Consider the following 26914-nt stretch of genomic DNA (forward strand, 5'->3'; position numbering starts at 1 on the left):
ATTCTCCGCATCGGCGATGTCCTGCTGCGTGAGCAGAATGCTCACCGCGGTTGGCCGATCTTCGCACGCATCTTCATTACGCCACCGGCCTTGCCCGCACCGACAACGGCCGTAAGAATTCCATCACCGACATAGTATGCCAGGAATTTTCTGCCGTCGTCCTCGATGATCTCCACCGAATCACCGGGAGATGGAGATCCGAGTGCCTGGATCTTCACGTCGTACTGGTCGCTCCAGAAGTACGGAACCACCGGACGCGACGCACCTGGTTCGACACCGAGCAATGCAGGTGCCATGACACGGACTTGGTCACCGACGTTGCTCCAGTGCTCCACCCTCTTACCCGCACCGGACCACCCGGCCACATCTCCGACAGCCCACACATGCGGATCACTCGTGCGGCCCGTGGAATCGGCAGTGATGCCGTCACCGATCTCTATTCCCGACTCTGCCAGCCACCCTGCCGACGGCGTCGAACCGATACCGACGACCACCAGGTCGGCCGCGATCTCGGAACCGTCGCTCAGAACCACGTGAGACACGCGGTCCACTCCGCGGAGGGTGTCGACACCGACTCCGGTGCGCAGGTCCACACCCTCGGCGACGTGAAGGCGACCGATCAACGCCCCCACCTCGGTTCCCAGGACGGACGCGAGCGGGGTCTGCTGAGGCTCGACGACCGTCACGTCGACACCGAGATGCCGGAATCCGGCCGCGAGTTCGCACCCGATGAAACCAGCCCCGATCACCACCGCGTGCGAGCTCGCCCTGGCGTCCTGCCGCACGGCGTCGGCATCGTCGCGAGAACGAAGAACGTGCACGCCGCCGAGATCGGGCAGCGAGGACAGCCTTTTCGGGGTCAGCCCGGTCGCGATGACGAGGTCGTCGTATTTCAGTCGTGATCCGTCGGCGAGTTCGACGCACTTCTCGGCCGGATCGAGGGCCGTCGCGGCCACACCCAACCGCAACTCGATGCGCTGCTCGTCGAAGTACTCCCGTGGTTCGAGCGTGGTGTCCTCGCGCTCGCCGCGAATCACTTCCTTGGACAGAGGAGGCCTGTCGTACGGCAGATGTGGTTCGTCGCCCACCAGCACGAGGTTCCCGTCGTACCCGAGTTTGCGCAATTCCTGCGCGGTGCGCAGCCCAGCGAGACCCGCTCCCACGATCACAATCGTCATGGAAGATCTCTACCAGAAGAACAACTGTTTCCGGGACAGTCACGGTGTCCCTGCGGCGCGTCTACGATCGATGCCATGAGCACTGACCCCAGCTTCGCCGCAGCCGGATCGGCAGCGTTGACCACTACGCAGGGTCGAACGATCATCGCCGACGCCGTGGTCGCGAAAATCGCGGGCATTGCCACACGCGAGATCGACGGCGTGTACGACGTCGGCGGCGGGACCGCCCGTGTCGTCGGCGCTCTGCGCGACCGCATCCCCGGCGCACGGGTCAACCACAGCCAAGGCGTCGCGGTGGAAGTCGGCGAGAAGCAGGCAGCCATCGACATCGGAATCGTCGCGGAGTACGGCGTCGCGCTTCACGAACTGGCAGCCGGGATCCGCCGGAACGTCATCACGGCGGTCGAACGGATGACGGGCTTGGAAGTCACCGAAGTCAACATCACCGTCTACGACGTCATCTTGTTCGACGAGGCGGAGCAGGCCGTCGACACCGACGTTCGACCGCGGGTCCAGTGACCGCCGACTCGCTCGAGCTCGCGGATTCGGTCGCCGAGGCCGTGCTGTCGGTGTCCGGTGTTGCGGCACTGCACGGAGGCGAGTTCGGTGAAGTCGCTACCTACCTTCCCGGAAGGAAGGTCGTCGGCGTACGAATCGACGCCGAGCGTTGCGACATCCATATCAGCGCCGAGTACCCGTGCGATGTCAATGGAGTTGCCTCGGGCGTCCGCGCTGCAGTGAGACCGCTCGTACCCGTGACGGTCGCGGTGACCGTCGAAGACATCGTCGTTCCAGAAAGCTGAGACATGAACTTCACAGTCGTCGGTCTGCTCACCGGATTGCTGCTCGCCCTCGCCGGAATCATCGGTGGGTTCAGCGCATTCGTCCTCGCACTCTTCCTCGGAGCGGTCGGGGTCGCCATCGGCGCCCACCTCGACGGACGACTCGATTTGACGTCGGTGCTGCGTAGCCGCGGCCGTGGCTGATCACGGCGAAGCGACCCCGGTTGCCGGCAGCGGAGCCGGCGACGCGACTGAAGGTGGCGGTCCGGGCACGCTCGTCATCAAGGAACGTGCCATTTCACGTGTCGCTGTAGCTGCTGCGCTGACGGTTCCGGACGTGGTCCGCCAGCTCGGTGGACTGTCGCGGCTGACTGGGCGCGATCTCCCCCGCGCCGATGTCTCGGTCGGCGAGCATTCGGTGTCGGTGAACCTCTACATCGCAGTTCGGTGGCCGACGAAAGTGGCCGACGTCGCACACGGTGTGCACACCGAGGTGGGACGAGTCCTCGACGGGTTCGTCGGTCTTCCTCTGCATCGCTTGAACATCATCGTCGCGGGCACGACACCGAAGGATTCGGTCGAGCACACGTCGGCCGGCGATTCCGTCCGTGCGCTGCGACCTCGTCCGCCGACAGCAAGTCCCGCTGCCGCGTTCATCGCGGTCGTTCTGGCGCTGGCCCTCCTCGGTGTTGCGTTCGTCGCCGGGCGTGAGTTTCTGATCGCGCACGAGACGATCGGCGGGCCGCCATGGATAGGCAATGCCATCGCGTGGATCGCAGACCTGCACTGGGCGCCGTGGATGATCACTGCCGCATCGGCTGCCATTGTCGTCGGCCTGATTCTCGTCGTGTCGGGGCTCTCACCGAGAACCAAGACCCACACCGGCGCCCGGTCACCGGAATCGAAGTCACCGATCGTGTGGCTGCGACCGACCGACGTTGCCCGAATCTGCAGTGACTACGCCGGATCGGTCCCCGGCAGCGAGTCGGCCCGGACGACGGTCACCAAGCGAGCTGTCACAGTAGAAGTTCACCGGACCCCGGGTGGTGACGACGCCGCGGTGACCGAGTCCGTTCGCGACGCCGTGGCACCGACCCTCGCTGCTCTTGCCGACACCAGGAAGGTGCGTGTGCGCGTGCGGGAGAGCAAGAAGTGAAGCGCGCGACGGCGGCATTCGACCGCATCCTCGTCGTAGCGCTCGGTCTCGCGCTCCTCGCAGCGGGATCGTTCGCTCTGGCATGGTACTTCGACGTGCCCCTCGCGTTGAACACTCTGTCGAGGTTCGACCGAGAGGTGTTCGGCGACCTACCGACTCAAATCTGGTGGGAAGGTGCGCTCGCCGGTACTGCTGCGGTGAGCGCGCTGATCGCCCTCGCGTTGCTCATCGGCAATCTGTCGCCGCGTCGAACCGGAACGCTGCAAATTTCGTCCGACGAATCCCTCGCAGTCCGAGTCGATCTCGGGGCGCTGGCACGCGGGGTCGCCGCCGACCTTGCGACGTTCCCCGGCGTCGACTCCGCGCGTGGACGGGCAATCGACGACCGAGGTACCGCGACGCTGGCGGTCACAATGGACACCACGCCCCACATCGACATCGACGCGTTCACCCGCTGCGCTGAGCAGACGGCGGCGTTCGTCGCCGAGTCGATGCAGGGCGGTGCCGTCGCAGTGCGCGTCCAAGTACATGTCGGCGCACGCAGGACTCAGAGCCGAGGATCGACCGGCTCCGAGTCCATCGCGAGCACGGCGAACACCGCTTGATGCACCCGCCACAGAGGCTCTCCGTTCACCGAACGCGTCAGGGCCTCGACGCCGAGCGCGTACTCGCGCAACGCCATCGACTGCTTGTGAGCAAGGTTTCGGTCACGGAGCGCTGTCAGCGCCGCCGCGTCGGTGTAATTCGGACCGTAGATCAGACGTAGGTAGCTCCGACCTCGAACCTTGATACCCGGCTGCACTTTTCCCTTGGGCCCGTTGGCCGCCGGCTTGACCACCATGCCTTCTCCGCCGTTGCCGGTCAGGTCCTCCCACCACGTCGTCGCCGCCGCCACCGACTCCGCGGAAGACAGGTCGACCGACATTCTGCGGGTCGAGGTGAACAGCGTCGGGTCGTGATCGGCGAGCCTGTCCGCGACGGCGAGATGCCACAGGTGCGGCTTCTCCACGTGGACGGCGGTAGAAGTCGCAAGCACTTGGAACGGCGCCAGCAATACCCCATCCAACCCAGTCGTCGGCCAGACGTAACCGCGGTATGCCTCGGTGAATTCGGCCATGTTCGCTGTGCGCTCGTCGTTGATTCGCTGACGCTCCCCCACCTGCAGGCCGCGCGCAGTGGCTCTCTCCAGCAGGGCTGCTTCGGCGCTCAGATCGGCCCGCGCCGCAGCACCGACCGACGCGTACTGACTACGAATCAACCCTCCTGCCTTCGCCGACCACGGCATGAGTTCCGCATCGAGGATCACTCGGTCGGAAGCGAGTTCGTCCCACACTCCCGATCCTTCGAGGACCGCATCGACGCGCCGCACCAACTCCCCGGTGAGGTTCTTCTCGAATACCCTTCGTCCGGTTCGCGTGTAGGCCATGCCTTCGGCGCCGCGGTGGACCACGACGACCACCCGCGAACCCATGTGCTTTTCCTCGCAGATCACCTCGGTCACCCCCACCTTTCGGTAGGCATCGAACGCCTCGGTCGGGTACTCGAGGTACCCCTCCTTCGACGACGACGGCGTGGGCGCCATGGTCGGCGGTAGGTAGTGCAGCCACTTCGGCGCCACCGCGAAGCGACTCATCACCTCCAAAGCACCCGCAGCGTTCTCGGCACGAACACTGACACGTCCTCGAAGTGCGGTCTCGACACCCGTCGGTCCGATGATGTCCGTCAAATCGAGCGAATCCGCCTCTCGGAACGCACTGCTGAGCGGCTTCGCCGGTGTGTACCACTCCCGTTCGGCCGGTACGGACACGATCTCACGCTCCGGATACCGCAGCGCCGTCAGCTTCCCGCCGAACACGCAACCGGTGTCGAGACACAGAGTGCCGTTGACCCACTCCGGCTCCGGGACAGGGGTGTGTCCGTACAGGACCATCGCCGACCCGCGATAGTCCTGCGCCCAGGGATACCGGACCGGAAGACCGAATTCGTCGGTCTCGCCGGTGGTATCGCCGTAGAGAGCAAAGCTACGAACCCTCCCCGACGCCCGGTTGTGGTACTTCTCGATCAGGCCTGCGTGCGCGACGACCAGCTTTCCCTCGTCGAGCACGAGGTGAGCGACCAGACCGTCGCAGAACGTCAGAACCTCCAGGCGGAACTGCTCTGTCTCGCCGTCGAGCTGCGTGAGGGTTTCCGCAAGCCCGTGCGAGACGTTGACCTTCCGCCCACGCAACGCCTGTACGAGCTTGTGCTCGTGGTTACCCGGAACCGCCAGTGCCTCACCGGAACCCACCATGCCCATCACGAGCCGTAGTACACCCACCGAATCCGGCCCACGGTCGACGAAATCGCCGACGAACACAGCTGTCCTGCCACTCGGCGGCACAGCACCCTCGGCACGACCGTCGCCATCTCGTCGGATCCGGTAGCCGAGGGTGGTAAGCAGCGTAGTCAGTTCACCGAGGCACCCGTGGATATCGCCGATGACATCGAACGGACCGGTGACGTTTCGCAGATCGCTTCGAAGCGGGGTTCTCGCGAAACTCGCGTGCTCGACGGCATCGGTGCTGGCGAGAACGTGGACCGTGCGAAATCCCTCCTTGGACAACCCCCGCATCGACCGCGTCAGTTGCTGGTGTTGACGCCCTAGAACGTCCCGGCCGAAGGTCCGGTCCGGGCGCTCGGCGTTGCGCTGCGCACACACGGACTCCGGCACATCGAGCACCACCGCTACCGGTAGGACATCATGCTCACGCGCGAGCTTCACCAGAGCCTTCCTGGCAGCAGGTTGCACGTTCGTGGCATCGACGACAGTCAGCCTTCCGGCCGAAAGCCGCTTCGCGACGATGAATTCCAGCAGTTCGAAGGCGTCCTTTGTTGCGCTCTGCAGGTTGGGATCTCCCGAGACAATTCCGCGGCACGTGTCGCTCGACACCGTCTCGTACTCGCCGAAGTGGCGAGCGGCGAACGACGATTTGCCCGATCCGCTGATTCCGACCAGAACGACCAGCGAGAGGTCGGGGATCTCGTACTGGGTCATACCGTGTCCTCTCTTCGGGTGAAAACAGCCAGCTGAGTTGGGGTGCCTCGGGTGTCGTCCATGGGGCCGACGCCCTCGAACCTGACGTCGTACCCGTCTATCTCCGCGGCCCAGTCCTGGAACTGTGCACGGGTGAATTCGAAACGATGGTCTGGGTGCCGGAACTCGTCCGCGGCCAGGCCGTCGTACAGCTCGTTGTACTCACTGTTGGGTGTGGTGACCACGACGGTCGAAGCCCGTGACTCCTGAAACACGGAGCGGACCAGCGCGGGCAACCTGTCGGCGTCGACGTGCTCGATGACCTCCATCAACACCATCGCGTCGAAGCCGCGAAGCCGGTTGTCTCGGTACGTCGCCGACGAGTGGATCAGCTCGATACGTGCCCTCTGCCTGTCGCCGAGGTCATCGAGTCGAAGCCTGCGCTGTGCTGAATCGAGCGCACGTGAACTCACATCCACGCCGATGATTCTCTCGAAAGTATTGTCCGCGAACAGTTCACGCAACAGCCTCCCCTCACCGCACCCGAAATCGACCACGGTCTTCGCGCCGACCACCTTCAATTCGGCAAGCACCGCTCTCGCCCGGAGTTCACCCAGGCTTGGATCCCGCGGAGCCTGGACACTCGGGGTGGCATCGGGAACGAGCCTGTCGACTACCGACTCGACCAGTTCACGACGGTGCTTGAGATACCGCTCGGTGATCAGTTCGATACGTGGGTGGTCACCGAGCCAATCACCCGCTGCACGAACGAGTTTGTCGGCTTCGTCCTCACCCACCCAGTAGTGCTTGACGTCGTCGAGCACTGGCAGCAGAACGTAGAGGTGCCTCAGTGCGGCCGCGACCGTAGCGGTGCCGGTCAGCGTCAGATCCACGTAGACGGAGTCTCCCCACTCCGCAACCTCAGGGTCGAGCGGGATCGGCGTGGTCTGCGCATCCCATCCCAGAGGACCGAACAGTTCAGCGGCAAGGCCACTGCCCCCTCGGCACGGCACCGAAGGCAAGGTGATCCGCAGTGGGAGTTCTCGGTCCGGCAGATCGGGACGTGCCGTGCACACCCCGGCCATCGCTTGTTTGAACACCCGCGAGATCGCAACGGCAAGGAGAGATGCACCGGCATACGGACGGTCGTTGAGGTAGCGGCCGAGGGCGAACTCGCCAGGCGAGTACTTCGGCAGACTCCGGCCGAGCTCGAGTGCGTCGACGTCGAGAATCAGCGCGACACAGGTGGATTCCCTCATTGCCTCCGGGTAGAACACCGTCGCCGAACCCACGGACAGCCCGAAGTTCTGCACCTTGTCGGGGTGCTTGTGCAACAAATATCCGAGTTCGGTCGAGTCCGTGAAATCGGTTGTCGCATCGGCCGTGAGAGTCATGAGCACTCGTGCGACGCTACGGGACGGGCGGTTTCGGCGCTCGGGGTTTTTCGAGGGCGGCTCGGGGGGGTGACCGAATGAGCCGTTCGGTGCACGGGCGGTACACGCACAACCCCGGACACAGCAAAGCGGCACCCACCCGAAGGTGAGTGCCGCTGTGGTGAAGCTGGGTGGAACTAGATCACTTGATGATCTTCGTGACGCGACCGGCGCCGACGGTACGACCGCCTTCACGGATAGCGAAACGCAGGCCCTCGTCCATGGCGACCGGCTGGATCAGCGTGACGGACATCTCGGTGTTGTCACCAGGCATGACCATCTCGGTGCCCTCTGGGAGGGTAACGACGCCCGTAACGTCCGTGGTACGGAAGTAGAACTGCGGGCGGTAGTTGTTGAAGAACGGCGTGTGACGGCCGCCTTCGTCCTTGGACAGGATGTAAGCGTTGCCCTCGAACTCCGTGTGGGGAGTCGTGGTGCCCGGCTTGATGATGACCTGTCCACGCTCGACATCTTCACGCTTGATGCCACGAACGAGCAGACCGACGTTGTCGCCTGCCTGGCCCGAGTCGAGCAGCTTGCGGAACATCTCGATGCCGGTGACCGTGGTCTTGGTCGAGCCGGGACGGATGCCGACGATCTCGACCTCTTCGTTGACGTTGACCGAGCCACGCTCGATACGTCCGGTGACGACGGTGCCACGACCGGTGATGGTGAAGACGTCCTCGACGGGCATGAGGAACGGCTTCTCCGTCTCGCGGACGGGGTCCGGGATGGAATCGTCGACGGCCTGCATGAGCTCGACAACGCTCTCGGCCCACTTCTCGTCGCCCTCGAGCGCCTTGAGTGCGGACACCTTGATGACCGGTGCGTCCTCGTCGAAGTCCTGCGCAGCGAGAAGCTCGCGGACCTCCATCTCGACGAGCTCGATGATCTCGTCGTCGTCGACCATGTCGGCCTTGTTGAGTGCAACGAGGATGTAAGGAACGCCGACCTGCTTGGCGAGCAGGACGTGCTCACGCGTCTGCGGCATGGGGCCATCGGTAGCTGCAACGACCAGGATCGCGCCGTCCATCTGAGCCGCGCCGGTGATCATGTTCTTGATGTAGTCGGCGTGACCGGGAGCATCGACGTGAGCGTAGTGACGCTTCTCCGTCTGGTACTCGACGTGCGAGATGTTGATCGTGATACCACGAGCCTTCTCTTCGGGAGCCTTGTCGATCTGATCGAACGCAAAGCTCTCGTTGAGGTCCGGGTACTTGTCGTGCAGAACCTTGGTGATTGCTGCCGTCAGCGTCGTCTTGCCGTGGTCAACGTGACCAATGGTCCCGATGTTGACGTGCGGCTTCGTCCGCTCGAACTTCGCCTTCGCCACTGTGTGTCCTCCTGGACTGTTGGTGCTTGCGTGAAATGCAGCAGTGCGGGTGTCTCGTACAGCTCTTGTGAGCTGCATGGTCGTGCGGTGTTACAGATGCAGCGTGTCCAGCTAGCGGAGAAATTATTCTCCGGTTGCCTTAGCGATGATTTCCTTCGCGACGTTCGCAGGAACCTCGGCGTAGGAATCGAACACCATGGAGTAGTTAGCGCGGCCCTGAGTCTTCGACCGAAGGTCTCCGATGTAGCCGAACATCTCCGACAGCGGAACCAGTGCCTTGACGATACGGGCACCGCTGCGTTCCTCCATGGCCTGAATCTGACCACGGCGGGAGTTCAGGTCGCCGATGACCTCACCCATGTAATCCTCGGGCGTGATGACCTCGACGGCCATGACTGGTTCGAGAATGACGGGGCCGGCCTTACGAGCGGCTTCCTTGAACGCTTGTGAGCCGGCGACCTTGAAGGCCATTTCCGACGAGTCGACGTCGTGGTACGCACCGTCGAGCAGTGTGACCTTGACGTTGACGAGCGGGTATCCGGCGAGAACACCGTATTGCATGGCGTCCTGGGCTCCGGCGTCCACCGAAGGGATGTACTCCCTCGGCACACGACCACCGCTGACCTTGTTCTCGAATTCGTACGTGGCACCATCTTCGCCCTCGAAAGGCTCGAGCTTGATGATGACCTTCGCGAACTGGCCGGAGCCACCGGTCTGCTTCTTGTGCGTGTAGTCGTGCTTGTCGACCGTCTTGCGGATGGTCTCGCGGTACGCGACCTGCGGCTTGCCGACGTTGGCCTCGACCTTGAACTCGCGACGCATACGGTCGACGAGGATGTCGAGGTGCAGCTCGCCCATACCGCCGATGACGGTCTGGCCGGTGTCCTCGTCCAGCTTCACCGAGAAGGTGGGATCCTCTTCGGCGAGCTTCTGGATTGCTGTTCCCAGCTTCTCCTGGTCGGACTTGGTCTTGGGCTCGATCGAGACCTGGATGACCGGGTCCGGGAAGCTCATGGACTCGAGGATGATCTGGTTCTGCGGATCGCAGAGCGTGTCACCCGTCGTGGTGTCCTTGAGTCCGATGACCGCGTAGATGTGACCGGCAGATGCGGTCGCGATCGCGTTCTCCTTGTTGGAGTGCATCTGGAAGAGCTTGCCCAGACGCTCCTTCTTGCCCTTGGTCGAGTTGATGACCTGAGCGCCGGAGTCGACCTTGCCCGAGTACACGCGGACGTAGGTCAGCTTGCCGAAGAAGGGGTGCGTCGCAATCTTGAACGCGAGAGCCGCGAACGGCTCGTCTGCGGACGGCTTGCGAGTGATCTCCTTCTCCTCGTCACCGATGGCGTGTCCGATGGTCTCGGCAACGTCAAGGGGAGACGGGAGGTAGTCGATGACCGCGTCGAGCATGGGCTGAACGCCCTTGTTCTTGAACGCGGATCCACACAGGATCGGGTACAGCTCGCTGTTGACCGTCATCTTGCGGATGGCGCCCTTGATCTCGTCGATCGTGAGCTCTTCGCCACCGAAGTGCTTCTCCAGAAGCGCTTCGTCGGACTCGGCCACGGTCTCGAGCAGCATGGTGCGGTACTCGTCTGCGCGCTCTTTGAGGTTTTCCGGGATCTCCTGGATCTCGTACTTCTCACCGAGCTTGGTCTCGCCGCTCCACACGAGAGCCTTCATCTGCACGAGGTCGATAACGCCCTCGAACTCGTTCTCTGCGCCGATCGGCAGCTGGATGACCAGCGGCTTGGCACCGAGACGATCGATGATGGTCTGCACGGTGTAGTAGAAGTCAGCGCCCAGCTTGTCCATCTTGTTGACGAAGCAGATACGCGGAACGTCGTACTTGTCGGCCTGCCGCCACACCTGCTCCGACTGCGGCTCGACACCCTCTTTGCCGTCGAACACGGCAACGGCGCCATCGAGCACGCGAAGCGAACGCTCGACCTCGACGGTGAAGTCGACGTGGCCGGGTGTGTCGATGATGTTGATCTGGTTGTCGTTCCAGAAGCAAGTCGTGGCAGCAGAGGTGATCGTGATGCCACGCTCCTGCTCCTGCTCCATCCAGTCCATCGTGGCTGCGCCGTCGTGGACCTCACCGATCTTGTACGAGATACCGGTGTAGAAGAGGATGCGCTCGGTAGTGGTGGTTTTACCAGCATCGATGTGGGCCATGATGCCGATGTTGCGGACCTTGTTGAGGTCGGTCAGCACGTCCTGTGCCACGGAATTCATCCCGCCTTGTAAGTCGAAGAAGTGGGACTGGTCCAGCTTTGAATGGTAATCAGGCCGGTCCAGGTACTAGATACAACGCCGGAAAGGTGCGAGAAGTTTCTCGCACCCTCCCGACAGGAAGTCACCAGCGGTAGTGCGCGAACGCCTTGTTGGCTTCTGCCATCTTGTGGGTGTCCTCACGACGCTTCACAGCGGCACCGAGGCCGTTGCTTGCGTCGAGCAACTCGTTGGCCAGACGCTCGACCATGGTCTTCTCACGACGAGCGCGCGAGAACGTGACCAGCCAGCGCAGTGCCAGCGTGGTGGAGCGGCCCGGACGAACCTCGACGGGCACCTGGTAGGTGGCGCCACCGACACGACGGCTGCGAACCTCGAGGGCCGGCTTGACGTTGTCGAGTGCACGCTTGAGCGTGACGACGGGGTCGGTGCCGGTCTTCTCGCGTGCCTGCTCGAGAGCCTGGTACACGATGCGCTCGGCGGTCGACTTCTTGCCGTCCATGAGGATCTTGTTGACGAGCTGCGTGACCAACGGGGATCCGTAGACCGGATCGTTGATCAGCGGCCGCTTGGGTGCTGGGCCCTTGCGTGGCATATCAGCTCTTCTCCTTCTTGGCGCCGTAGCGGCTGCGAGCCTGCTTGCGGTTCTTGACGCCCTGAGTATCGAGCGAGCCGCGGATGATCTTGTAACGCACACCCGGGAGGTCCTTCACACGACCACCGCGAACGAGCACCATGGAGTGCTCCTGCAGGTTGTGGCCTTCACCGGGGATGTATGCGGTGACCTCTACCGAGCTGGTCAAGCGCACACGCGCGACCTTACGGAGAGCAGAGTTGGGCTTCTTCGGAGTGGTGGTGTACACGCGAGTGCACACACCACGGCGCTGGGGACTGCCCTTGAGGGCAGCGGTCTTCAGTTTCGCAACCTTGTCGGTGCGACCCTTGCGGACCAGCTGGTTGATAGTTGGCATGAACCGGCTTTCTTCGTGTCGCGAGTCTCTTTGTTGTAGAGACTCAGGGATCTAGCAGTTGGAGCAAGAGAACACTGCTCCTCACCCGGTACTGCTCGTACGTCAGTACTGCAGGTGCTCCAGTACTGCTACCGCGGGTCTCTTGCACCCCGCGGTCGGGTGTGTCGCATACCCCCACACGGCAGCCGCTTCGCACGCTCGTTCCAGGCTTTACGCCCGGGCGTGAGCACGGCTGTACCTCGCATAGGCACACAGACGGTCCGGTCAGGCCGGACACGACCCATAACGATACCTGGCGGCGCGGCCTCGGGTCAAAACGGTATCGCTTGTGCTATCGACTCAGGTTGATCGTCAGATCCATCAACGTAGTCGCGGCCTCGCACGGATCGGGGTGGCCCGACCCTGGCAGGTACTGCACCCACCATCCGACGACACCCGAGTCCGGAGATCCGGCCGTCACCCCGCAGGATGCGGGATCGTCAGGGGGCTGCTGGCGAATCGCCTTGCGGCCCTGCACAGTTATGTCCGACGTCGTGTACATCATTTGCTGGCTCGCGTCCCGTTCGGCATCCAACGAACCGTTCTCGAACCAGTTGAACGTCACCTTCACGATGCCGTTCGGGCCTGCCACGTCCCACCGGCAGATGGCCCCGAAGAATCCGCGCTCGATGGCGTCGCCGCCCACCGTGTCGGCGATTCGATCGTCGGCGACGGCGTCGCACTCGGTGAGCAGATTCGTGAATTCCGAGTCGGCGCTGCCGTCGAACGACTCTGCCTTCGGCGTGCCTGGGACGGTGGTGCTGCAGCCGGCCAAGAGGAGAACACCGACCGCCACTGCCGTGCGCCTCACTGGGCTCGCTCCACGGTCAGCTCCGCGAGTTGCTCGGCGACCCCGCACACATCGGCTGTCGGTACTTGGTCCCCGTAAGTAACGGACCAATGGACGAAATCCTTCCCGAACTGCACGCCGACTTCGCACAGATAGTTTTTGGTCGCGGCGGAGAATCCAGGATGCCCGTCGATCTCGATGTCGTCGGCGGGTCGGCCGATGAGTTCGGAGCCCGATCGTTCCCGGTCGATAGGGCTTCCCCGGTACCACGAGAAGCTCACCGACGGTCCGGTGAATCCGGCGACTTCCCATTCGCACCCGACAGAATTACGGGTGATCATCGTGAATGCAGGGACATTGAAGGCTCGGACGACTTCCTCGTCGTTCACCGATCCGCACTGCCCGAAAAACGGACCGGACGCGCCTGGATCAACCGATGTGGACTGGCGCGCCGAAGAGGCGTCGTCACCCGAACCGCAGCCGACCAGCAGCGCGGCCAAGGCCACCCCGAGAACCACCGTCGCGCGCATGCTGGTGACCCTAACCGAGATCACCGACACCGCAGCTAGTCGAAATAGTCCCAGAACTGCAACCACTTGATCGACGCGAACAACGCCAGCGTGACCGCGTAGACCACCACCACCACGAGAGCCCCCACCAACGAGACCTTCCGCGGTGCGCCGTCGATCGGATCCAGCCACCGCCTGAACCATCCGGTCACCGCGGGCATGAAGAAGTAGGTCATCAACCCGACGCTGAGGATCTGACTGAGCCACATCGACAGCCACGGCGGCGATCCGATGTCGTCGAGGAGCGGTCCGACGAACCGCGACAGTGTCATCACGGTCGGATAGAGGACGAGCAGGACGAGCATTGCCGTTTTCCAGTCCGGCGTCACCTGGGTCTTGCCGTCTTCGACACGAACGATGGAGCCGAAAGGGGTGCTGTGGGTGATCACCGAGAAATCTCCGGTGAGCTGCTTGCGCAGTTCCGGCAGAGCGGCCGTGCGGACGTCGGACTGCATCCATGCCGACAGTTGGCGATCGGTACGGAATCGAAGGACCGACAGCCACTTCGACGCCGCGTCGCCGAGAATTTCGTCGCTCGGGCGCCCCGGCCCGAGAAGCACCGCACCTTCGAAACCGGAGAATCCCGAGCTCAGTTCGACCAGGTCCTGCTGTGTCTGCAGAAACTCGTCCTGTCTACCGTTTGCGACGTCGTGCACGATGATCCCGACGCCCGTCGACGGCGCGCTGCCCTCGACGACTAGAAGGTCCGTGCTGATCCGGTGGTGGCCGAGTGCGTCGCCCTGGCTGAGCAAACCTGCGCGTTCCGGGGAATCCAGCCAGGCATGCAGGTGCTCCTCGGTGTCGAAGGACACCGAGGCCGCCCACGCGAAGGACGCGGCGTCGGGAGTCGACACGAGTGCACTGTCGAAACCGGGTGCGTGCTCGGCAGCTCGATGCAACTCGGCAACCCACGAGACGAATCCGGCGTCGTCCTGCTCCCGATGGAAGACACTGACGGCTGTGGCGGGCGCGGTGAGCATCAGATCGTGTCGATGCGTCGGCCCTGCACGTACACCTCGGTGATCGCCGGCTCTCGCATGGCCATCAGCAGTGCGAACAACGTCTGATCCCGCGCCATGTCAGGTTCCTCCGATCGAACGCCGCGTTCGATCAAGCCGCCGAGAGGCGGCCACGCAGCTGGGTCGACGACGATGAAATCGGCCTCTTTGCCGTGATCGAAGTTGCCGATACGGTTCTCCATGTCGAGGGCCCGGGCGCCGGCGAGGGTACCGGTGAACAGTAGTTCCGCCGGGTGGAGGGAAACACCGTCGTCGCCTGCCTCCGAAATGTGCACTTTGAAGGCGTCGCCGAGCACTCTCGTCAGCAGGAACTCGTCGCCGCCGCCGTAATCGGAACCGATGGCGATGTTGACGCCGGCCGCGACGGTCCGCTTCCACGGCATGGTTCCCGAGCCGAGAAACTGCTGCGACGTGGGGCAGTGCGAGATCGACGTTCCGGTTTCGGCCATGCGGGCCAGTTCGACATCCTGACAGTGCACGGAGTGCGCGAGGATGCTGCGCTTTCCGAGGAAGCTCTTGCCGCCGACCTTCGATCCGGGCAGGAACTTGCCGTCATAGGTGTCGAGGTACGAGTCGACCTGGTAGGTCTCCTTGGTCGTAGCAACCTCGCCTGTACCCGGTCGGTCGTTCTCGTTGAGATGGCTGTGGAAGTAGACCCCGCGGTCGCGGACGGAGTCGTACAGCTCCCCGAGATTTTTCAGTGTCTCGGTGGTGACCGACAGCGAGAACCGCGGTACGACGGCAACGTGCAGCAGCGCTGTCTTTTCGTCACCGGTGTCGGCGCCGTGCCACTTCTCGATCTCCTCCGAGACGAGCCTGACTGCGTCGTCCTCGCTGGTGATCAGGGCATGGGCAGAGTCGGGACCGGTGGTCTGGACGCCTCTGCCGCTGACGACGCGGAGGCCACGTCGCCGGGTTTCTTCGAACAACGAGTCCTGCGCATGGGGAAAGGCCGACCCGAAGACCATCGCCTGCGTGGTGCCCGCTGCGATTCGGCGATCACAGAACGCCGTGGCGGCGTCGGATGCGAATTCAGGATCCTCGAGCAGCGACTCCGATGGAAAGATGCAGGCGTTCAGCCATTCGAGCAACTGTCCGCCGCCGTAGGCGTCGCCTGCGAACGTCTGCGGAAAATGAACGTGGGTATCGATGAACCCGGGAAGAAGAAAACCAGGACGATGGTCCACGACAGTCGAACCAGGAGTGGAGCCCGCGTTGTCGAACTCGCCCACGTAGGTGATTATTCCGTTGTCGTCGACGACGAGGGCGCCGTCGGGAATCGAGACCAGCGCAGCCGCAGCGTCGGTGACCGTCGGCGATCCAGCAATGTGGAAGATATGTCCCCGGTGTATCTGGCTCACAGTCGACAGCGAACCACGGGTGCGGACATCGTGCTGACCGACGAGCTCAAATCACCCGTCGACGAGGGTTTTCTCACCCTTGTGCATCGTCGAGCTCGAGTTCATCTTCAAGCTGGAGTCGAGCACGCCCGACCACGCCCGAACGATTTCGCTTCGTCGGCGTGAGTCGTCACTCAGCACATCGGCCAGGCCGAGACCACGAGCGAGGTCGAGAGTGGCCTGGACGAGGCGGTGTGTTTGGGGATCTCGGTCGTCGACGCCGAGCTGTTCGACAGCCATCCGGTGTGCGACCCGGCCGAATTTGTCTTCCAACGGCAACACCCGAGCCCGCATTTCCGGATCGGCCGCTGCGGCTGTCCACACTTGGAGTGCGGCCTTGAACACCGAGCCTGTGTAGTACTCGACCAACCGTTCGACGACAGCCTCCGTCCGTGCATGGCCGGTCGGCAGGGCGACCGATTCGCGACGGGCATCGTCCATCCGGGTGTCGAACATGTAGTCCAGTGCCGCGGTGATGAGGTCCTCACGCGTCGGGAAATGGTGCTGTGTTGCACCGCGGGAGACCCCGGCCTTCTCGGCGACGACACCCACGGTCGTCGCACCCCAGCCCTGGTCTGCCAGCGAGGCGATGGTCGCTTCGAGGAGCCGCTGGCGCGTGGCCCTACTTCGATCTTGCTTCGGTTCACGCGCCGTCACCATCTCGACCTACTTCTCCTACCGACCGTGCGTCGCCCACGAGGGCGGCCGCTTCTCCAGAAAGGACATCATCCCCTCTCGAGCTTCCTCGGATGCAAACAGGTTCGCAGAACGGTCCGACAAGTCGGTTCCACGCGCATCGAAGTCGGCGAGGATCGACTCGGTGGTGAGCCTCTTCGACTCGGCCAGCCCCTGGGGTGACCCCTGCCTGAGCGATCCGAGAATGTCCTCGACGGTCGTGGCCGGGTCTGCGCTCGCCTCGCTGATCAGTCCGATCGCCTCGGCCTCGTGGGCCCCGAACTTCTCTCCGGTGAGGAAGTAGCGACTCGCTGCCCGGGAGTTCATGCGAGGAAGAAGCGTCAAGGACACGATCGACGGCGCGAGCCCGAGCCGCACTTCGGTCAGGGCGAAGGTCGCCTTGGTTCCGGCGACAACGACGTCGCACGCCCCGACCAGGCCCATACCGCCCGCCCGCACGTGACCGTCGATCTTGGCGACCACCGGCTTCGGCGTCTCGAGAATCGCCCGGAGAAGTCCGAGCATCTGAGCGGTTCGGCCTTCGACCGATCCACCGGCCTCGGTCAGGTCGGCCCCCGCACAGAACGTTCCGCCGGTGTGGGTGAGAACGATTGCTCTCACGTCCGGGTCGCCCGATGCCTCCCGCAGCCCCGCCGTGAGTTCCTCGACGAGGGCCGTCGACAGGGCATTTCGGTTGTGCGGAGTGTCGAGAGTGAGCGTGGTGACGGCGTTGTCCGTTGCCCGAGTCACTGCCATCAGTACGACCTGGGCAGTCCGAGCGAATGCTGAGACACGAAATTGAGAATCATCTCTCGGCTGACGGGGGCCACGCGAGCGATACGTGCGGCGCCCAGCATCGCCGCGAGGCCGTATTCCTCGGTCAGACCTGCGCCGCCGTGGGTCTGGATCGCCTGGTCGAGTGCTTTGATGCTTGCCTCTGCCGCCGCGTACTTGGCCATGTTGGCGGCCTCGGCTGCACCGAAATCGTCGCCGGAGTCGTAGAGGACCGCGGCTTTCTGCATCATCAGCTTCGCAAGCTCCAGCTCGATCTTGATCTGCGCCAGCGGATGCGAAATACCCTGGTGCGCACCGATCGGCGTCTTCCATACCGTCCGCTCGTTCGCGTACTTCACCGCAGCGTCGAGCGCATAGCGGCCCATCCCGACGGCCATCGCCGCCCCGAGGATGCGTTCGGGATTCAGGCCGGCGAACAACTGCATCAAGGCTGCATCGGCTTCACCGACCAGCGCCTCGGCGGGAAGTCGTACATCGTCGAGGAACAGCGTGAACTGATGGTCCGGCTCGATGATGTCCATCTCCATCCGGGTCTTCTGGAAGCCCTCGGAGTCGGTCGGGACGATGAACAGTGCAGGCTTGAGCTTGCCGGTCTTGGAATCTTCCGTACGGGCGACGATCAACACGGCATCCGCTTGGTCGACGCCGGAGATGTAGATCTTGCTGCCCTTGACGATCCAGTCCGATCCATCGCGTCTGGCCGTTGTCGTGATCTGATGCGAATTGGATCCGGCGTCCGGCTCGGTGATACCGAAGGCCATGATCTTGGAGCCGTCGGCGAGCGCGGTGAGCCACGTCCGCTTCTGGTCCTCGGTGCCGTACTTCCCGATGATGGTGCCGCAGATTGCAGGGCTGACCACCACGAGCAGTAGCCCTGCGCCGTGCGCGGAGAGTTCCTCCTGCACGAGCGCCAGCTCGTAGATTCCCGCACCGCCGCCGCCGTACTCCTCGGGGAGGTTTACGCCGAGAAATCCGAGTTTGCCTGCCTCGTTCCACAATTCGGTGAGCGGTTCACCTTTACGCGCGTTCGGAAGGACGTAATCGATGTAGTTGTACCGCTTGCCCAGCGAGGAGACCGCGGCCCGCAGCCCCTTCTGCTCTTCGGATTCGACAAAGCTCATGATTCTCCTTCTATTACCACGGCCAAGACTGCGCCGACTTCTACTTGCTGCCCCTGGATGACGTTCAGCTCGGTGAGCACGCCATCGGTAGGGGACGTGACCGTGTGTTCCATTTTCATCGCTTCGAGCCACAGGATCGGTTGCCCCGCAGTGACGGTGTCACCCTGCGCTGCAGCAACTCTGATGACGCTACCCGGCATCGGTGCGAGCAGAGAGCCCGCCGCGACTTCCTCGGTGGGGTCGGTGAAACGAGGGGATCTGACGAGCCGAACCGGCCCGAGTGCGGAGTCGACGAAGACGTCTCGACCATACCGTGAGACCTGGAATGTTCGCCGAATCTTGTTGTCGTCGAGCACCACTAGGGTCGGGGTATTGGATACCAGAGTCACGCCGCCCAGATCGGTCACCAGTCCGTACCTGCCGAGAGAGTATTCGACGGTGATGTCGTTGTACGTCTTCCGCTGAGGTTGCGACGGAAGGTTACGCCAACCGCTGGGTAGACCCCGGTTCACCGGCGCCGAACTTCGGTTGTCGGCGGCGTCGGCCAGCGCAGCCGCAAGAGCCGAGAGCTCGAGCGCACGACCCTGGGCGATCGACTGCGACAGGACCTCGAGACCGTGGGTATCGAAGAACGCAGTATCGGTGTCCCCCGCCAGGAAAGCCGGGTGCCGAAGAATGTTGACGAGCAGATCACGATTGGTCTTCAGTCCGTGAATCGTGGCTTTCTGCAACGACTTCGCGAGCAAATTCGCAGCCTGGTCCCTGGTGGGCGCGAAGGAAATGACCTTGGCCAACATGGGGTCGTAATGCGTCCCGACCACACTGCCTGTCTCGACGCCTGAGTCCACCCTTACGCCGGCCTTGTCCAACACGCTGAACTGCGCGCCGGGGATCTCGAATCGATGCACCGGGCCGCTTTGTGGCTGCCAGTCCTGCGAGGGGTCTTCGGCGTACAGCCGAACCTCGATGGAGTGACCTCGCGTCGCAGGCTGTATCGCCGGAAGCGGGTTACCCGCTGCCACGTCGATCTGCAACGCAACCAGGTCGAGACCCGTCGTACATTCGGTGACGGGGTGCTCCACCTGAAGTCGTGTGTTCATCTCGAGGAAGAAGAAGTTGCCCTTGTCGTCGGCGAGGAACTCGACGGTGCCTGCCCCTTCGTACCGAAGAGCCTCGGTGGCGAGCCTGGCCGCGTCGAACAACCGCTCGCGCATACCGTCGATCCGCTCGACGAGCGGCGACGGCGCCTCCTCCACGACCTTCTGATGGCGACGCTGGATCGAGCACTCACGCTCCCCCACCGCCCATACGGTTCCCTGACGGTCGGCCATGACCTGGACCTCGATGTGGCGTCCGGTTTCGATGTAGCGCTCGACGAACACGGTGCCGTCACCGAACGCCGAGAGCGCTTCCCTCTGCGCCGCTTCGATTTCCTCGGTCAGCTTGTTCATCTCACGGACGATGCGCATGCCGCGCCCACCTCCACCTGCGGAGGCTTTGACAAGCACCGGGAGCTCGCCCTCGCTCACGGTAGCTGGGTCGAGTTGTGTGAGGACCGGGACGCCGGCGTCGTGCATCATCTTCTTGGACTCGACCTTCGAGCCCATCAGTTCGATGGCCTTGACCGGCGGTCCGATCCAGATCAGTCCGGCGTTCTGGACCTGTTGTGCGAATTCGGCGTTCTCCGAGAGAAATCCGTAGCCGGGATGGATCGCATCGGCGCCGGCTTGGACCGCTGCGGCGATGACGAGTTCACCGCGCAGGTACGTCTCGCTCGACGAGTTACCCGGTAGCCGGACTGCTACATCGGCGTCCCGTACGTGCGGCGACTTTTCGTCCGCGTCGGAGAAGACAGCGACGGTATCGATACCTTCGGCGCGGCAAGTGGCGAAGACGCGCCGGGCAATTTCGCCGCGGTTGGCGACGAGTACTGAAGTGATAGTCATCTGCGCATCACATCCGGAAGACGCCGAAGTTCTCGGTGCCTTCGATCGGGGCGGTGGCGATGGCCGACAGGCACATTCCCACTACCGTGCGGGTGTCACGGGGGTCGATGACGCCGTCGTCGTAGAGGCGTCCGGAGAGGAACATCGGCAGCGATTCGGCTTCGATCTGATTTTCGATCATCGCGCGCAGTCCGGCGTCGGCCTCCTCGTCGAAGGCTTGGCCGCGGGCTTCGGCGGCGGCACGTCCGACGATCGAGATGACGCCTGCCAGCTGCGCACCGCCCATCACGGCGGATTTGCTGCTGGGCCAGGCGAACAGGAACCGGGGGTCGAATGCTCGACCGCACATACCGTAGTGACCGGCTCCGTAGGAGGCGCCGAGCAGGATCGAGATGTGCGGAACCTTCGAATTGGACACGGCGTTGATCATCATCGATCCGTGCTTGATCATGCCGCCCTCCTCGTACTCCCTGCCCACCATGTAGCCGGTGGTGTTGTGCAGGAACAGCAACGGAGTGTTCGAACGGTTCGCCAGCTGGATGAACTGCGTCGCCTTCTGCGACTCCTCGCTGAACAGGACGCCGCGGGCGTTGGCGAGGATGCCGATGGGGTACCCGTGCAGTTCGGCCCAACCGGTGACGAGCGAACCGCCGTACATCGGCTTGAACTCGTCGAAATCCGATCCGTCGACGATCCGGGCAATCACCTCGCGCGGGTCGAAGGGGATCTTCAGATCCGTGGGGACGATGCCGAGAAGATCCTCGGGGTCGGCAAGCGGTTCGATCACTTCGGCGCGCGGCTCGGGCCCCTTCTTCTTCCAGTTCAGCCTCTTGACGATACTGCGGCCGATGCGAATGGCGTCCTGCTCGTCGACTGCGAAATAGTCGGCGAGTCCAGACTTTCGGGCGTGCATCTCAGCGCCGCCGAGTGATTCGTCGTCCGAGTCCTCGCCGGTCGCCATCTTCACCAGAGGCGGCCCCGCGAGGAACACCTTGGAGCGCTCCTTGATCATCACGACGTGGTCGGACATACCGGGGATGTACGCGCCGCCCGCGGTGGAGTTGCCGAAGACCAGGGCGATCGTCGGAATTCCTTTGGCGGACAGCTGCGTCAAATCGCGGAACATCCGTCCGCCCGGAATGAAGACTTCCTTTTGCGTCGGCAGGTCGGCGCCACCGGACTCGACGAGAGAGATGACGGGGAGACGATTCTGCGTCGCGATGTCGTTGGCGCGGAAACCCTTCTTCAGGGTCCACGGGTTGCTGGCACCGCCGCGGACCGTCGGGTCATTGGCAACGATGAGGCATTCGACACCGCTGACGACGCCGATCCCCATGACCGTGCTGGCGCCGACGGGGAAGTCGCTGCCCCACGCTGCGAGAGGGCAGAGCTCCAGAAACGCAGAATCCTCGTCGATGAGCAGTTCGATCCGCTCGCGAGCGAGGAGTTTGTCGCGCTTCTTGTGCCGTGCAACGTACTTCTCACCGCCGCCGAGAAGCGCTTTCGCGTGTTCGGCGTCGATCTCCGCGAGTTTGGTGTTCATCGCCTCGGTCGCACCGACGAACTGCTCCGACGCGGTGTCGAGGGTGGACTTCAGCACGCTCATGCCTGGTACCCCAATCGTTTCGCCGCAAGACCGGTGAGAATTTCTGTTGTGCCGCCGCCGATTCCGAGGATGCGCATGTCTCGGTACTGGCGTTCGACTTCGCTTTCGCGCATGTATCCGAGACCGCCGAACAGTTGAACGGCTTGGTTGGCCACCCACTCCCCCGATTCCACGGCGGTGTTCTTCGCGAAGCAGACCTCGGCGATGAAGTCGTTGTCTTCCTCCAGAGACCGCTCGACGATGTTTCGCGTGTAGACGCGAGCGATGTCGATCTTCCGTGCCATCTCGGTCACGGTGTTCTGGACGGATTGCCGCTTGATCAAGGGCTTTCCGAATGTCTCGCGATCACGGACCCACTGCAGGGTGAGGTCGAGGCAACGCTGTGCGCTGGCGTAGGCCTGGGCGGCCAGAGCGATTCGTTCGGTCAGGAAGGCCTGCGCAATCTGCGCGAACCCGCTGTTCTCCGCGCCGACGAGATTGCTCACCGGCACCCGTGCGTCGACGAACGACAACTCCGCGGTGTCCGACGCCCGCCACCCCATCTTGTCGAGCTTGCTCGTCACTTCGAAACCGGGAGTGCCCTTTTCGATGACGAGAAGTGACACTCCACCGGCACCGTCACCACCGGTTCTCACCGCTGTGACGACGAAATCTGCACGACATCCCGAGGTGATGTAGGTCTTGGCACCGTTGACGACGTAGTGGTCGCCATCTTTCACAGCCTTCGTACGAAGATGCCCGACATCGGAGCCGCCACCCGGTTCGGTGATGGCCAGAGACCCGATCTTGTCGCCGGCAAGGGTCGGCCTGACCCACTTGTCGATCTGGTCCGGATCTCCGGCTGCAACCAAGTGCGGCAACGCGATTCCGCTCGTGAACAACGACGCGAACAGTCCGCCCGACGCTCCGGCCTGATGCATCTCCTCGCAGATGACGACAGCGTCGGCGAGGTCGCCGCCGTCGCCGCCGACTTCCTCGGGAAAGCCTGCACCGATGAGCCCGAGCGACGCAGCCTTCTTGTGCAGCTCGCGTGGCAGTTCGCCGTCGGTCTCCCATTGGTTCAGGTGCGGCGCGATGTCCTGTTCGACGAAGCTGCGCACGGTCTTGCGGAGCTGCTGGCGTTCGGGGGTGGTCCAGATGGTCATATTTGTCCTTGGAATACAAGAGTTTCGGGGATGTCGATATGACGGGAACGCAGCCATTCGCCGAGCCCCTTGGCTTGTGGGTCGAAGCGGGCCTGCGATGCGACGCCTTGGCCGAGGATGCCGTCGATGACGAAGTTGACGGCTCTGAGGTGCGGGAGAACGTGGCGGGTGACGTCGAGGTCCTTCGCCTCTGGGAGGAGGACCTTGATCTGCTCGACTGTCAGAGCGTGTACCAGCCAGGCGAACTCGTCGTCGCTGCGTACCCACACCCCGACGTTGGCATTGCCGCCTTTGTCGCCGCTGCGGGCGGCAGCGATTGTTCCGAGAGGAACCTTCAGTGTCGGTTCCTCGGGTCGCCGCTGCGGAAGTTGCGGCTCGTCGACAGGTTCGAGCTCTCTCGTCTCGGTAGCCTGAGCAATATCGGTTCGGGTTCCGTCCGGTAACACCGCGACGTGGGGAACCTTCTCCGCCGGTACGTACCCCGCAGTGAACACCCCGAAAGGGGCCCCGTTGCTCGGCGGTGCGGTGAGCGAGAATCCTGGATAGCTCGCGAGGGCGAGTTCCACTGCAACCGCTGAGAACTGGCGACCGACGAGGTTCGGGTCGGTGTCGCGCGCGACGCACCTGAGCAATGCACTCGCGGTCTCTTCGGTGTCTGCGTTCGGCTTGTCGGTGCGCACGAGAGTCCAGTCGAGTTCCTTGGGTCTCACGGGAAGCCAGGACTGAAATTGTTTCTGCGCGAGCTCGGCTTTGGCGTCGATGTCGAGACCGGTGAGTATGCACGTGAACTCGTTGCGAAAACCGCCGAGCGAGTTCAGCGACACCTTCAGCGTGGGCGGAGGAGCCTCTCCCTTCACCTCGGTGATTCTCACTCGGTCGCTCGAGACCTGCGTTAAAACCGCGGTATCGATTCGCGCGGTGACGTCAGGGTTCGCGTAGCGGCCGCCGGTGATTTCATACAGCAACTGCGCGGTGACGGTTCCCACACTGACGGCACCGCCGGTGCCGTCGTGCTTGGTGATGACCGACGAGCCGTCGCCCTCGATTTCGGCGATCGGGAAGCCCGGCCTGCCCATGTCGGCGATCTCGGTGAAGAACGAATAGTTGCCACCGGTGGCCTGAGTCCCGCATTCGATGACGTGACCGGCCACCACCGCCCCGGCCAAGGCGTCGTAATCGGTTCTCGACCAACCGAAATGGTGAGCTGCCGGTCCGACGATGACCGATGCATCGGTGACCCGACCGGTGACGACGACGTCGGCGCCTGCCTTCAAGCTTTCGACGATCCCCCAAGCGCCGAGATACGCGTTGGCGGTCAGCGGACTGCCCAAGCCGAGATCAGTTGCGCGCGAGAGTAGGTCGTCGCCTTCGACGTACGCGATGTTCGCACCGGAATCGAGCTTGTTCAACGCTTCCGCGAGCCCCGCAGGATTCAGACCTCCGGCATTGACGACGATCTTGACACCCTTGTCCAGCGCGAGCCCGAGGCAGTCTTCCGCCTGACGCAGAAACGTTTTCGCGTATCCGCGGGTGGCGTCTTTCATGCGATCTCGGCCGAGGATGAGCATGGTCAGCTCGGCGAGGTAGTCGCCGGTGAGGTAGTCGAGCTCACCGCCTTCGAGCATCTCGCGCATCGCCGAGATCCGGTCTCCGTAGAAGCCTGAACAGTTTCCGATCCTGACTGCGGGCGTGCTCATCTCGTGGGTCGTCCTGGTCCTGGAGGGCCTGCGAAGGCTTGGGCGATGGTGAGCCAGTGCTGAGCGTCGGCGCCGTCCGCACGAATATCGAGGTCGTCGCGATGGGCACGCTGAGTGACGAGTAGGCAGAAGTCCGCCGCCGAGCCGGTGACGCGCTGAGGCGCGTCACCGGGGCCCCAGGTCCAGAGCTCGCCCAAGGGGGAGGTGAGCTCGACCCGGAACGGCTCGGTCGGCGGGGTCTGTTGGTTGACTGCGTACGCGAAGTCTCGGGTGCGAACACCGATGTGCGCGACGCCTCTGATGCGCTCGGTGGGTTCTCGGGTGATGCCCAACGCGTCGGCGACGTCCTGGCCGTGCGCCCACGTTTCCATCAGCCGCGCGGTTGCCATCGATGCGGCGCTCATCGGCGGTCCGAACCAGGGGATCTTCACCCCGGCCGGAACCTTCGCCAGCGCCTCGGCCATCGTGTGCCGGCGGGTACGCCACGTCGCCAGGAGGTCGGGGTTTCGGGCCTCTTCTGCCGCTGAGCTGTCCACGAATCCGGTCGGATCCGACCATGCGCGCTTCACTGCGACGTCGAACTCCGCCTTCGCATCGGCGTCGCCTGCCGCACCCGCTGTCGTGCGCTCGGCGACATTGTCGGTCCAGGAGAGATGCCCGATCTGATGAGCGACGGTCCATCCGGCAGCCGGAGTCGGCGTCGACCATTGTCGGTCGGTGAGGTCGGCGACCAGTGCATCGAGGGCGTCGCCCTCGGCGCGGAGGTCATCGACGATGGAGTCGAGGTCGGCCATGGAGAAAGCTTCACATCGTCGGACAGAAAAAGCAAGCAAGCCTGCTTGTTAATGGTCTTAGTGGTGCGGTTGAGTGCCCTCCATGGCACTTCGGCGTGCCACTGGTCGACGCACGGACATCTTCCGTTCTCCTCTCGTCACTACCGTGTTGCCAGTGAAATACGCGCGCGCCATTTCAGCCGTCATCGCCGTCGCTATGCTGACGGCATGCACTTCGGTCGAGGAAAATGAGGTGACCAGCGTTCGGATTGCGACGTTCAACGCAAGCCTCAATCGCGCAGCCGAAGGGCAGTTGACTTCCGATCTGAGCGGCGAAAACGAACAGGCCCGCGCGGCCGCAGATGTCATCGTCGAGAACGCCCCGGACATTCTTCTGGTCAACGAGTTCGACTACTCACCGGGTGCCGTCGACCTGTTTCGCGAGAACTACCTCGGCGGTGCCTACCCATATTCGTTCACGGCACCGGTGAACACGGGCGTCGATTCCGGCCTCGATCTCGATTCCGACGGTGCCGTGGGCGGCCCCGGCGACGCGTTCGGTTTCGGTCAGTTCCCCGGCCAGTACGGGATGGTGGTGCTGTCCAAGTATCCGATTCTTCTCGATTCGGTCCGAACGTTCCAGACTTTCCTGTGGAAGGACATGCCGAATTCGCTTCTGCCACGTGAGTATTACGGTGCGAACGCCGACTCTCTTCGGCTGTCGAGTAAATCGCATTGGGATGTGCCAGTCGATGTCGACGGCAAGACCGTGCACATTCTGGCGTCCCACCCGACGCCGCCGTCGTTCGACGGACCCGAGGATCGCAACGGGAAACGCAATCACGACGAGATCAGGTTGACCGCCGACTACATCGACGGAGCAGATTACCTGTACGACGACAACGGAGTTCGCGGCGGGCTGGACGGCGATGCCTCGTTCGTCGTGTTGGGCGACCAGAACAGCGACCCGGTAGACGGCGATTCGGTGGCCGGGTCGATCCAGCAGCTCCTCGACAATCCCCGCGTCCAGGACCCAACCCCGACCTCGGACGCAGGAGATGGAACCGACACCGCCGACTTCTCCGATCCGGTCCCCGGTGACCTGCGGGTCGACTACGCCTTGCCCTCCGATGATCTGACGGTCGTCGAGTCGAAGGTCTACTGGCCCATCGACGCCGGTCATCCGTCGGATCACCGCTTGGTGTGGGTCGATCTGAAGACCTCGTGATGAACCACGGCCT

The 26914-nt window shown here is 63.5% G+C and carries 25 protein-coding genes; 6 read left to right on the plus strand and 19 right to left on the minus strand.

Annotated elements, in window-relative coordinates; all coding sequences use genetic code 11:
• Nucleotides 1-41: 41 nt before the first annotated feature.
• Nucleotides 42-1178 (minus strand): NAD(P)/FAD-dependent oxidoreductase, encoded by a 1137-nt coding sequence (locus D8W71_RS24415; RefSeq protein ID WP_121117378.1) that lies wholly within the window; start codon nucleotides 1176-1178, stop codon nucleotides 42-44.
• Between the two features lie 75 nt (nucleotides 1179-1253).
• Here D8W71_RS24415 and D8W71_RS24420 point away from each other — a divergent pair, with 75 nt between their 5' ends.
• The 5 genes from D8W71_RS24420 to D8W71_RS24440 are packed head-to-tail and all read left to right on the plus strand — an operon-like array spanning nucleotide 1254 to nucleotide 3721.
• Nucleotides 1254-1697: an Asp23/Gls24 family envelope stress response protein gene (locus D8W71_RS24420; protein ID WP_121117380.1), complete on the plus strand. Its 444-nt coding sequence runs from the start codon at nucleotides 1254-1256 to the stop codon at nucleotides 1695-1697.
• Nucleotides 1694-1981, plus strand: coding sequence for a hypothetical protein (locus tag D8W71_RS24425; protein ID WP_121117382.1), 288 nt, complete (start codon nucleotides 1694-1696; stop codon nucleotides 1979-1981). Before D8W71_RS24420 ends, D8W71_RS24425 begins: the two co-directional genes overlap by 4 nt.
• 3 nt (nucleotides 1982-1984) lie before the next feature.
• Complete coding sequence (locus D8W71_RS24430) at nucleotides 1985-2164, plus strand: DUF2273 domain-containing protein (protein ID WP_121117384.1); 180 nt, start codon at nucleotides 1985-1987, stop codon at nucleotides 2162-2164.
• On the plus strand, nucleotides 2157-3116 hold the full coding sequence (locus D8W71_RS24435; RefSeq protein WP_121117386.1) for a DUF6286 domain-containing Asp23/Gls24 family envelope stress response protein: 960 nt from the start codon (nucleotides 2157-2159) through the stop codon (nucleotides 3114-3116). Before D8W71_RS24430 ends, D8W71_RS24435 begins: the two co-directional genes overlap by 8 nt.
• Entirely contained in the window at nucleotides 3113-3721 is a 609-nt protein-coding gene (locus D8W71_RS24440) for a hypothetical protein (protein WP_236077596.1), read from the plus strand. The genes D8W71_RS24435 and D8W71_RS24440 overlap by 4 nt, the downstream gene beginning before the upstream one ends.
• Here D8W71_RS24440 and D8W71_RS24445 read toward each other — a convergent pair.
• The 18 genes from D8W71_RS24445 to D8W71_RS24530 form a co-directional block, all read right to left on the minus strand.
• Nucleotides 3664-6150: a polynucleotide kinase-phosphatase gene (locus D8W71_RS24445; protein WP_121117388.1), complete on the minus strand. Its 2487-nt coding sequence runs from the start codon at nucleotides 6148-6150 to the stop codon at nucleotides 3664-3666. The genes D8W71_RS24440 and D8W71_RS24445 overlap by 58 nt on opposite strands.
• Entirely contained in the window at nucleotides 6147-7523 is a 1377-nt protein-coding gene (locus D8W71_RS24450) for a 3' terminal RNA ribose 2'-O-methyltransferase Hen1 (protein ID WP_121119855.1), read from the minus strand. Before D8W71_RS24450 ends, D8W71_RS24445 begins: the two co-directional genes overlap by 4 nt.
• Nucleotides 7524-7704: 181 nt before the next feature.
• Nucleotides 7705-8895: an elongation factor Tu gene (tuf, locus tag D8W71_RS24455; protein ID WP_121117390.1), complete on the minus strand. Its 1191-nt coding sequence runs from the start codon at nucleotides 8893-8895 to the stop codon at nucleotides 7705-7707.
• A 123-nt stretch (nucleotides 8896-9018) separates the two neighbouring features.
• On the minus strand, nucleotides 9019-11121 hold the full coding sequence (gene fusA / locus D8W71_RS24460; protein WP_121119857.1) for an elongation factor G: 2103 nt from the start codon (nucleotides 11119-11121) through the stop codon (nucleotides 9019-9021).
• Between the two features lie 130 nt (nucleotides 11122-11251).
• Nucleotides 11252-11722, minus strand: coding sequence for a 30S ribosomal protein S7 (gene rpsG, locus D8W71_RS24465; protein WP_072690599.1), 471 nt, complete (start codon nucleotides 11720-11722; stop codon nucleotides 11252-11254).
• A 1-nt stretch (nucleotide 11723) separates the two neighbouring features.
• Nucleotides 11724-12098, minus strand: a complete 375-nt coding sequence (rpsL, locus tag D8W71_RS24470; protein ID WP_008714048.1) for a 30S ribosomal protein S12 — start codon at nucleotides 12096-12098, stop codon at nucleotides 11724-11726.
• Nucleotides 12099-12429: 331 nt separating this feature from the next.
• Nucleotides 12430-12948, minus strand: a complete 519-nt coding sequence (locus tag D8W71_RS24475) for a DUF3558 domain-containing protein (protein WP_121117392.1) — start codon at nucleotides 12946-12948, stop codon at nucleotides 12430-12432.
• Nucleotides 12945-13457 (minus strand): DUF3558 domain-containing protein, encoded by a 513-nt coding sequence (locus D8W71_RS24480; RefSeq protein ID WP_121117394.1) that lies wholly within the window; start codon nucleotides 13455-13457, stop codon nucleotides 12945-12947. Before D8W71_RS24480 ends, D8W71_RS24475 begins: the two co-directional genes overlap by 4 nt.
• Before the next feature lie 35 nt (nucleotides 13458-13492).
• Nucleotides 13493-14476 carry an antibiotic biosynthesis monooxygenase gene (locus D8W71_RS24485; RefSeq protein ID WP_121117396.1) on the minus strand — a complete coding sequence of 328 codons (984 nt, stop codon included), beginning with the start codon at nucleotides 14474-14476 and terminating at the stop codon, nucleotides 13493-13495.
• Entirely contained in the window at nucleotides 14476-15876 is a 1401-nt protein-coding gene (locus D8W71_RS24490) for an amidohydrolase family protein (protein WP_121117398.1), read from the minus strand. Before D8W71_RS24490 ends, D8W71_RS24485 begins: the two co-directional genes overlap by 1 nt.
• Before the next feature lie 51 nt (nucleotides 15877-15927).
• Nucleotides 15928-16575: a TetR/AcrR family transcriptional regulator gene (locus tag D8W71_RS24495; RefSeq protein WP_121117400.1), complete on the minus strand. Its 648-nt coding sequence runs from the start codon at nucleotides 16573-16575 to the stop codon at nucleotides 15928-15930.
• A gap of 15 nt (nucleotides 16576-16590) precedes the next feature.
• Nucleotides 16591-17346 (minus strand): enoyl-CoA hydratase family protein, encoded by a 756-nt coding sequence (locus tag D8W71_RS24500; protein ID WP_121117402.1) that lies wholly within the window; start codon nucleotides 17344-17346, stop codon nucleotides 16591-16593.
• On the minus strand, nucleotides 17346-18506 hold the full coding sequence (locus D8W71_RS24505) for an acyl-CoA dehydrogenase family protein (RefSeq protein ID WP_121117404.1): 1161 nt from the start codon (nucleotides 18504-18506) through the stop codon (nucleotides 17346-17348). Before D8W71_RS24505 ends, D8W71_RS24500 begins: the two co-directional genes overlap by 1 nt.
• On the minus strand, nucleotides 18503-20452 hold the full coding sequence (locus D8W71_RS24510; RefSeq protein WP_121117406.1) for an acetyl/propionyl/methylcrotonyl-CoA carboxylase subunit alpha: 1950 nt from the start codon (nucleotides 20450-20452) through the stop codon (nucleotides 18503-18505). The genes D8W71_RS24505 and D8W71_RS24510 overlap by 4 nt, the downstream gene beginning before the upstream one ends.
• A 7-nt stretch (nucleotides 20453-20459) precedes the next feature.
• The gene (locus D8W71_RS24515) at nucleotides 20460-22058 is read right to left on the minus strand and encodes an acyl-CoA carboxylase subunit beta (protein WP_121117408.1); all 1599 of its coding nucleotides are present in this window, start codon (nucleotides 22056-22058) and stop codon (nucleotides 20460-20462) included.
• Nucleotides 22055-23203 (minus strand): acyl-CoA dehydrogenase family protein, encoded by a 1149-nt coding sequence (locus D8W71_RS24520; protein WP_121117410.1) that lies wholly within the window; start codon nucleotides 23201-23203, stop codon nucleotides 22055-22057. Before D8W71_RS24520 ends, D8W71_RS24515 begins: the two co-directional genes overlap by 4 nt.
• Nucleotides 23200-24900 carry an acyclic terpene utilization AtuA family protein gene (locus D8W71_RS24525; protein ID WP_121117412.1) on the minus strand — a complete coding sequence of 567 codons (1701 nt, stop codon included), beginning with the start codon at nucleotides 24898-24900 and terminating at the stop codon, nucleotides 23200-23202. The genes D8W71_RS24520 and D8W71_RS24525 overlap by 4 nt, the downstream gene beginning before the upstream one ends.
• The gene (locus tag D8W71_RS24530) at nucleotides 24897-25694 is read right to left on the minus strand and encodes a TIGR03084 family metal-binding protein (RefSeq protein ID WP_121117414.1); all 798 of its coding nucleotides are present in this window, start codon (nucleotides 25692-25694) and stop codon (nucleotides 24897-24899) included. Before D8W71_RS24530 ends, D8W71_RS24525 begins: the two co-directional genes overlap by 4 nt.
• Nucleotides 25695-25848: 154 nt before the next feature.
• Between D8W71_RS24530 and D8W71_RS24535 the strand changes: the two genes are divergently transcribed.
• Complete coding sequence (locus tag D8W71_RS24535; protein ID WP_236077597.1) at nucleotides 25849-26901, plus strand: endonuclease/exonuclease/phosphatase family protein; 1053 nt, start codon at nucleotides 25849-25851, stop codon at nucleotides 26899-26901.
• The last annotated feature ends 13 nt before the right edge of the window (nucleotides 26902-26914 follow it).

This window comes from Rhodococcus sp. P1Y (assembly GCF_003641205.1).
Classification (GTDB): domain Bacteria; phylum Actinomycetota; class Actinomycetes; order Mycobacteriales; family Mycobacteriaceae; genus Rhodococcoides.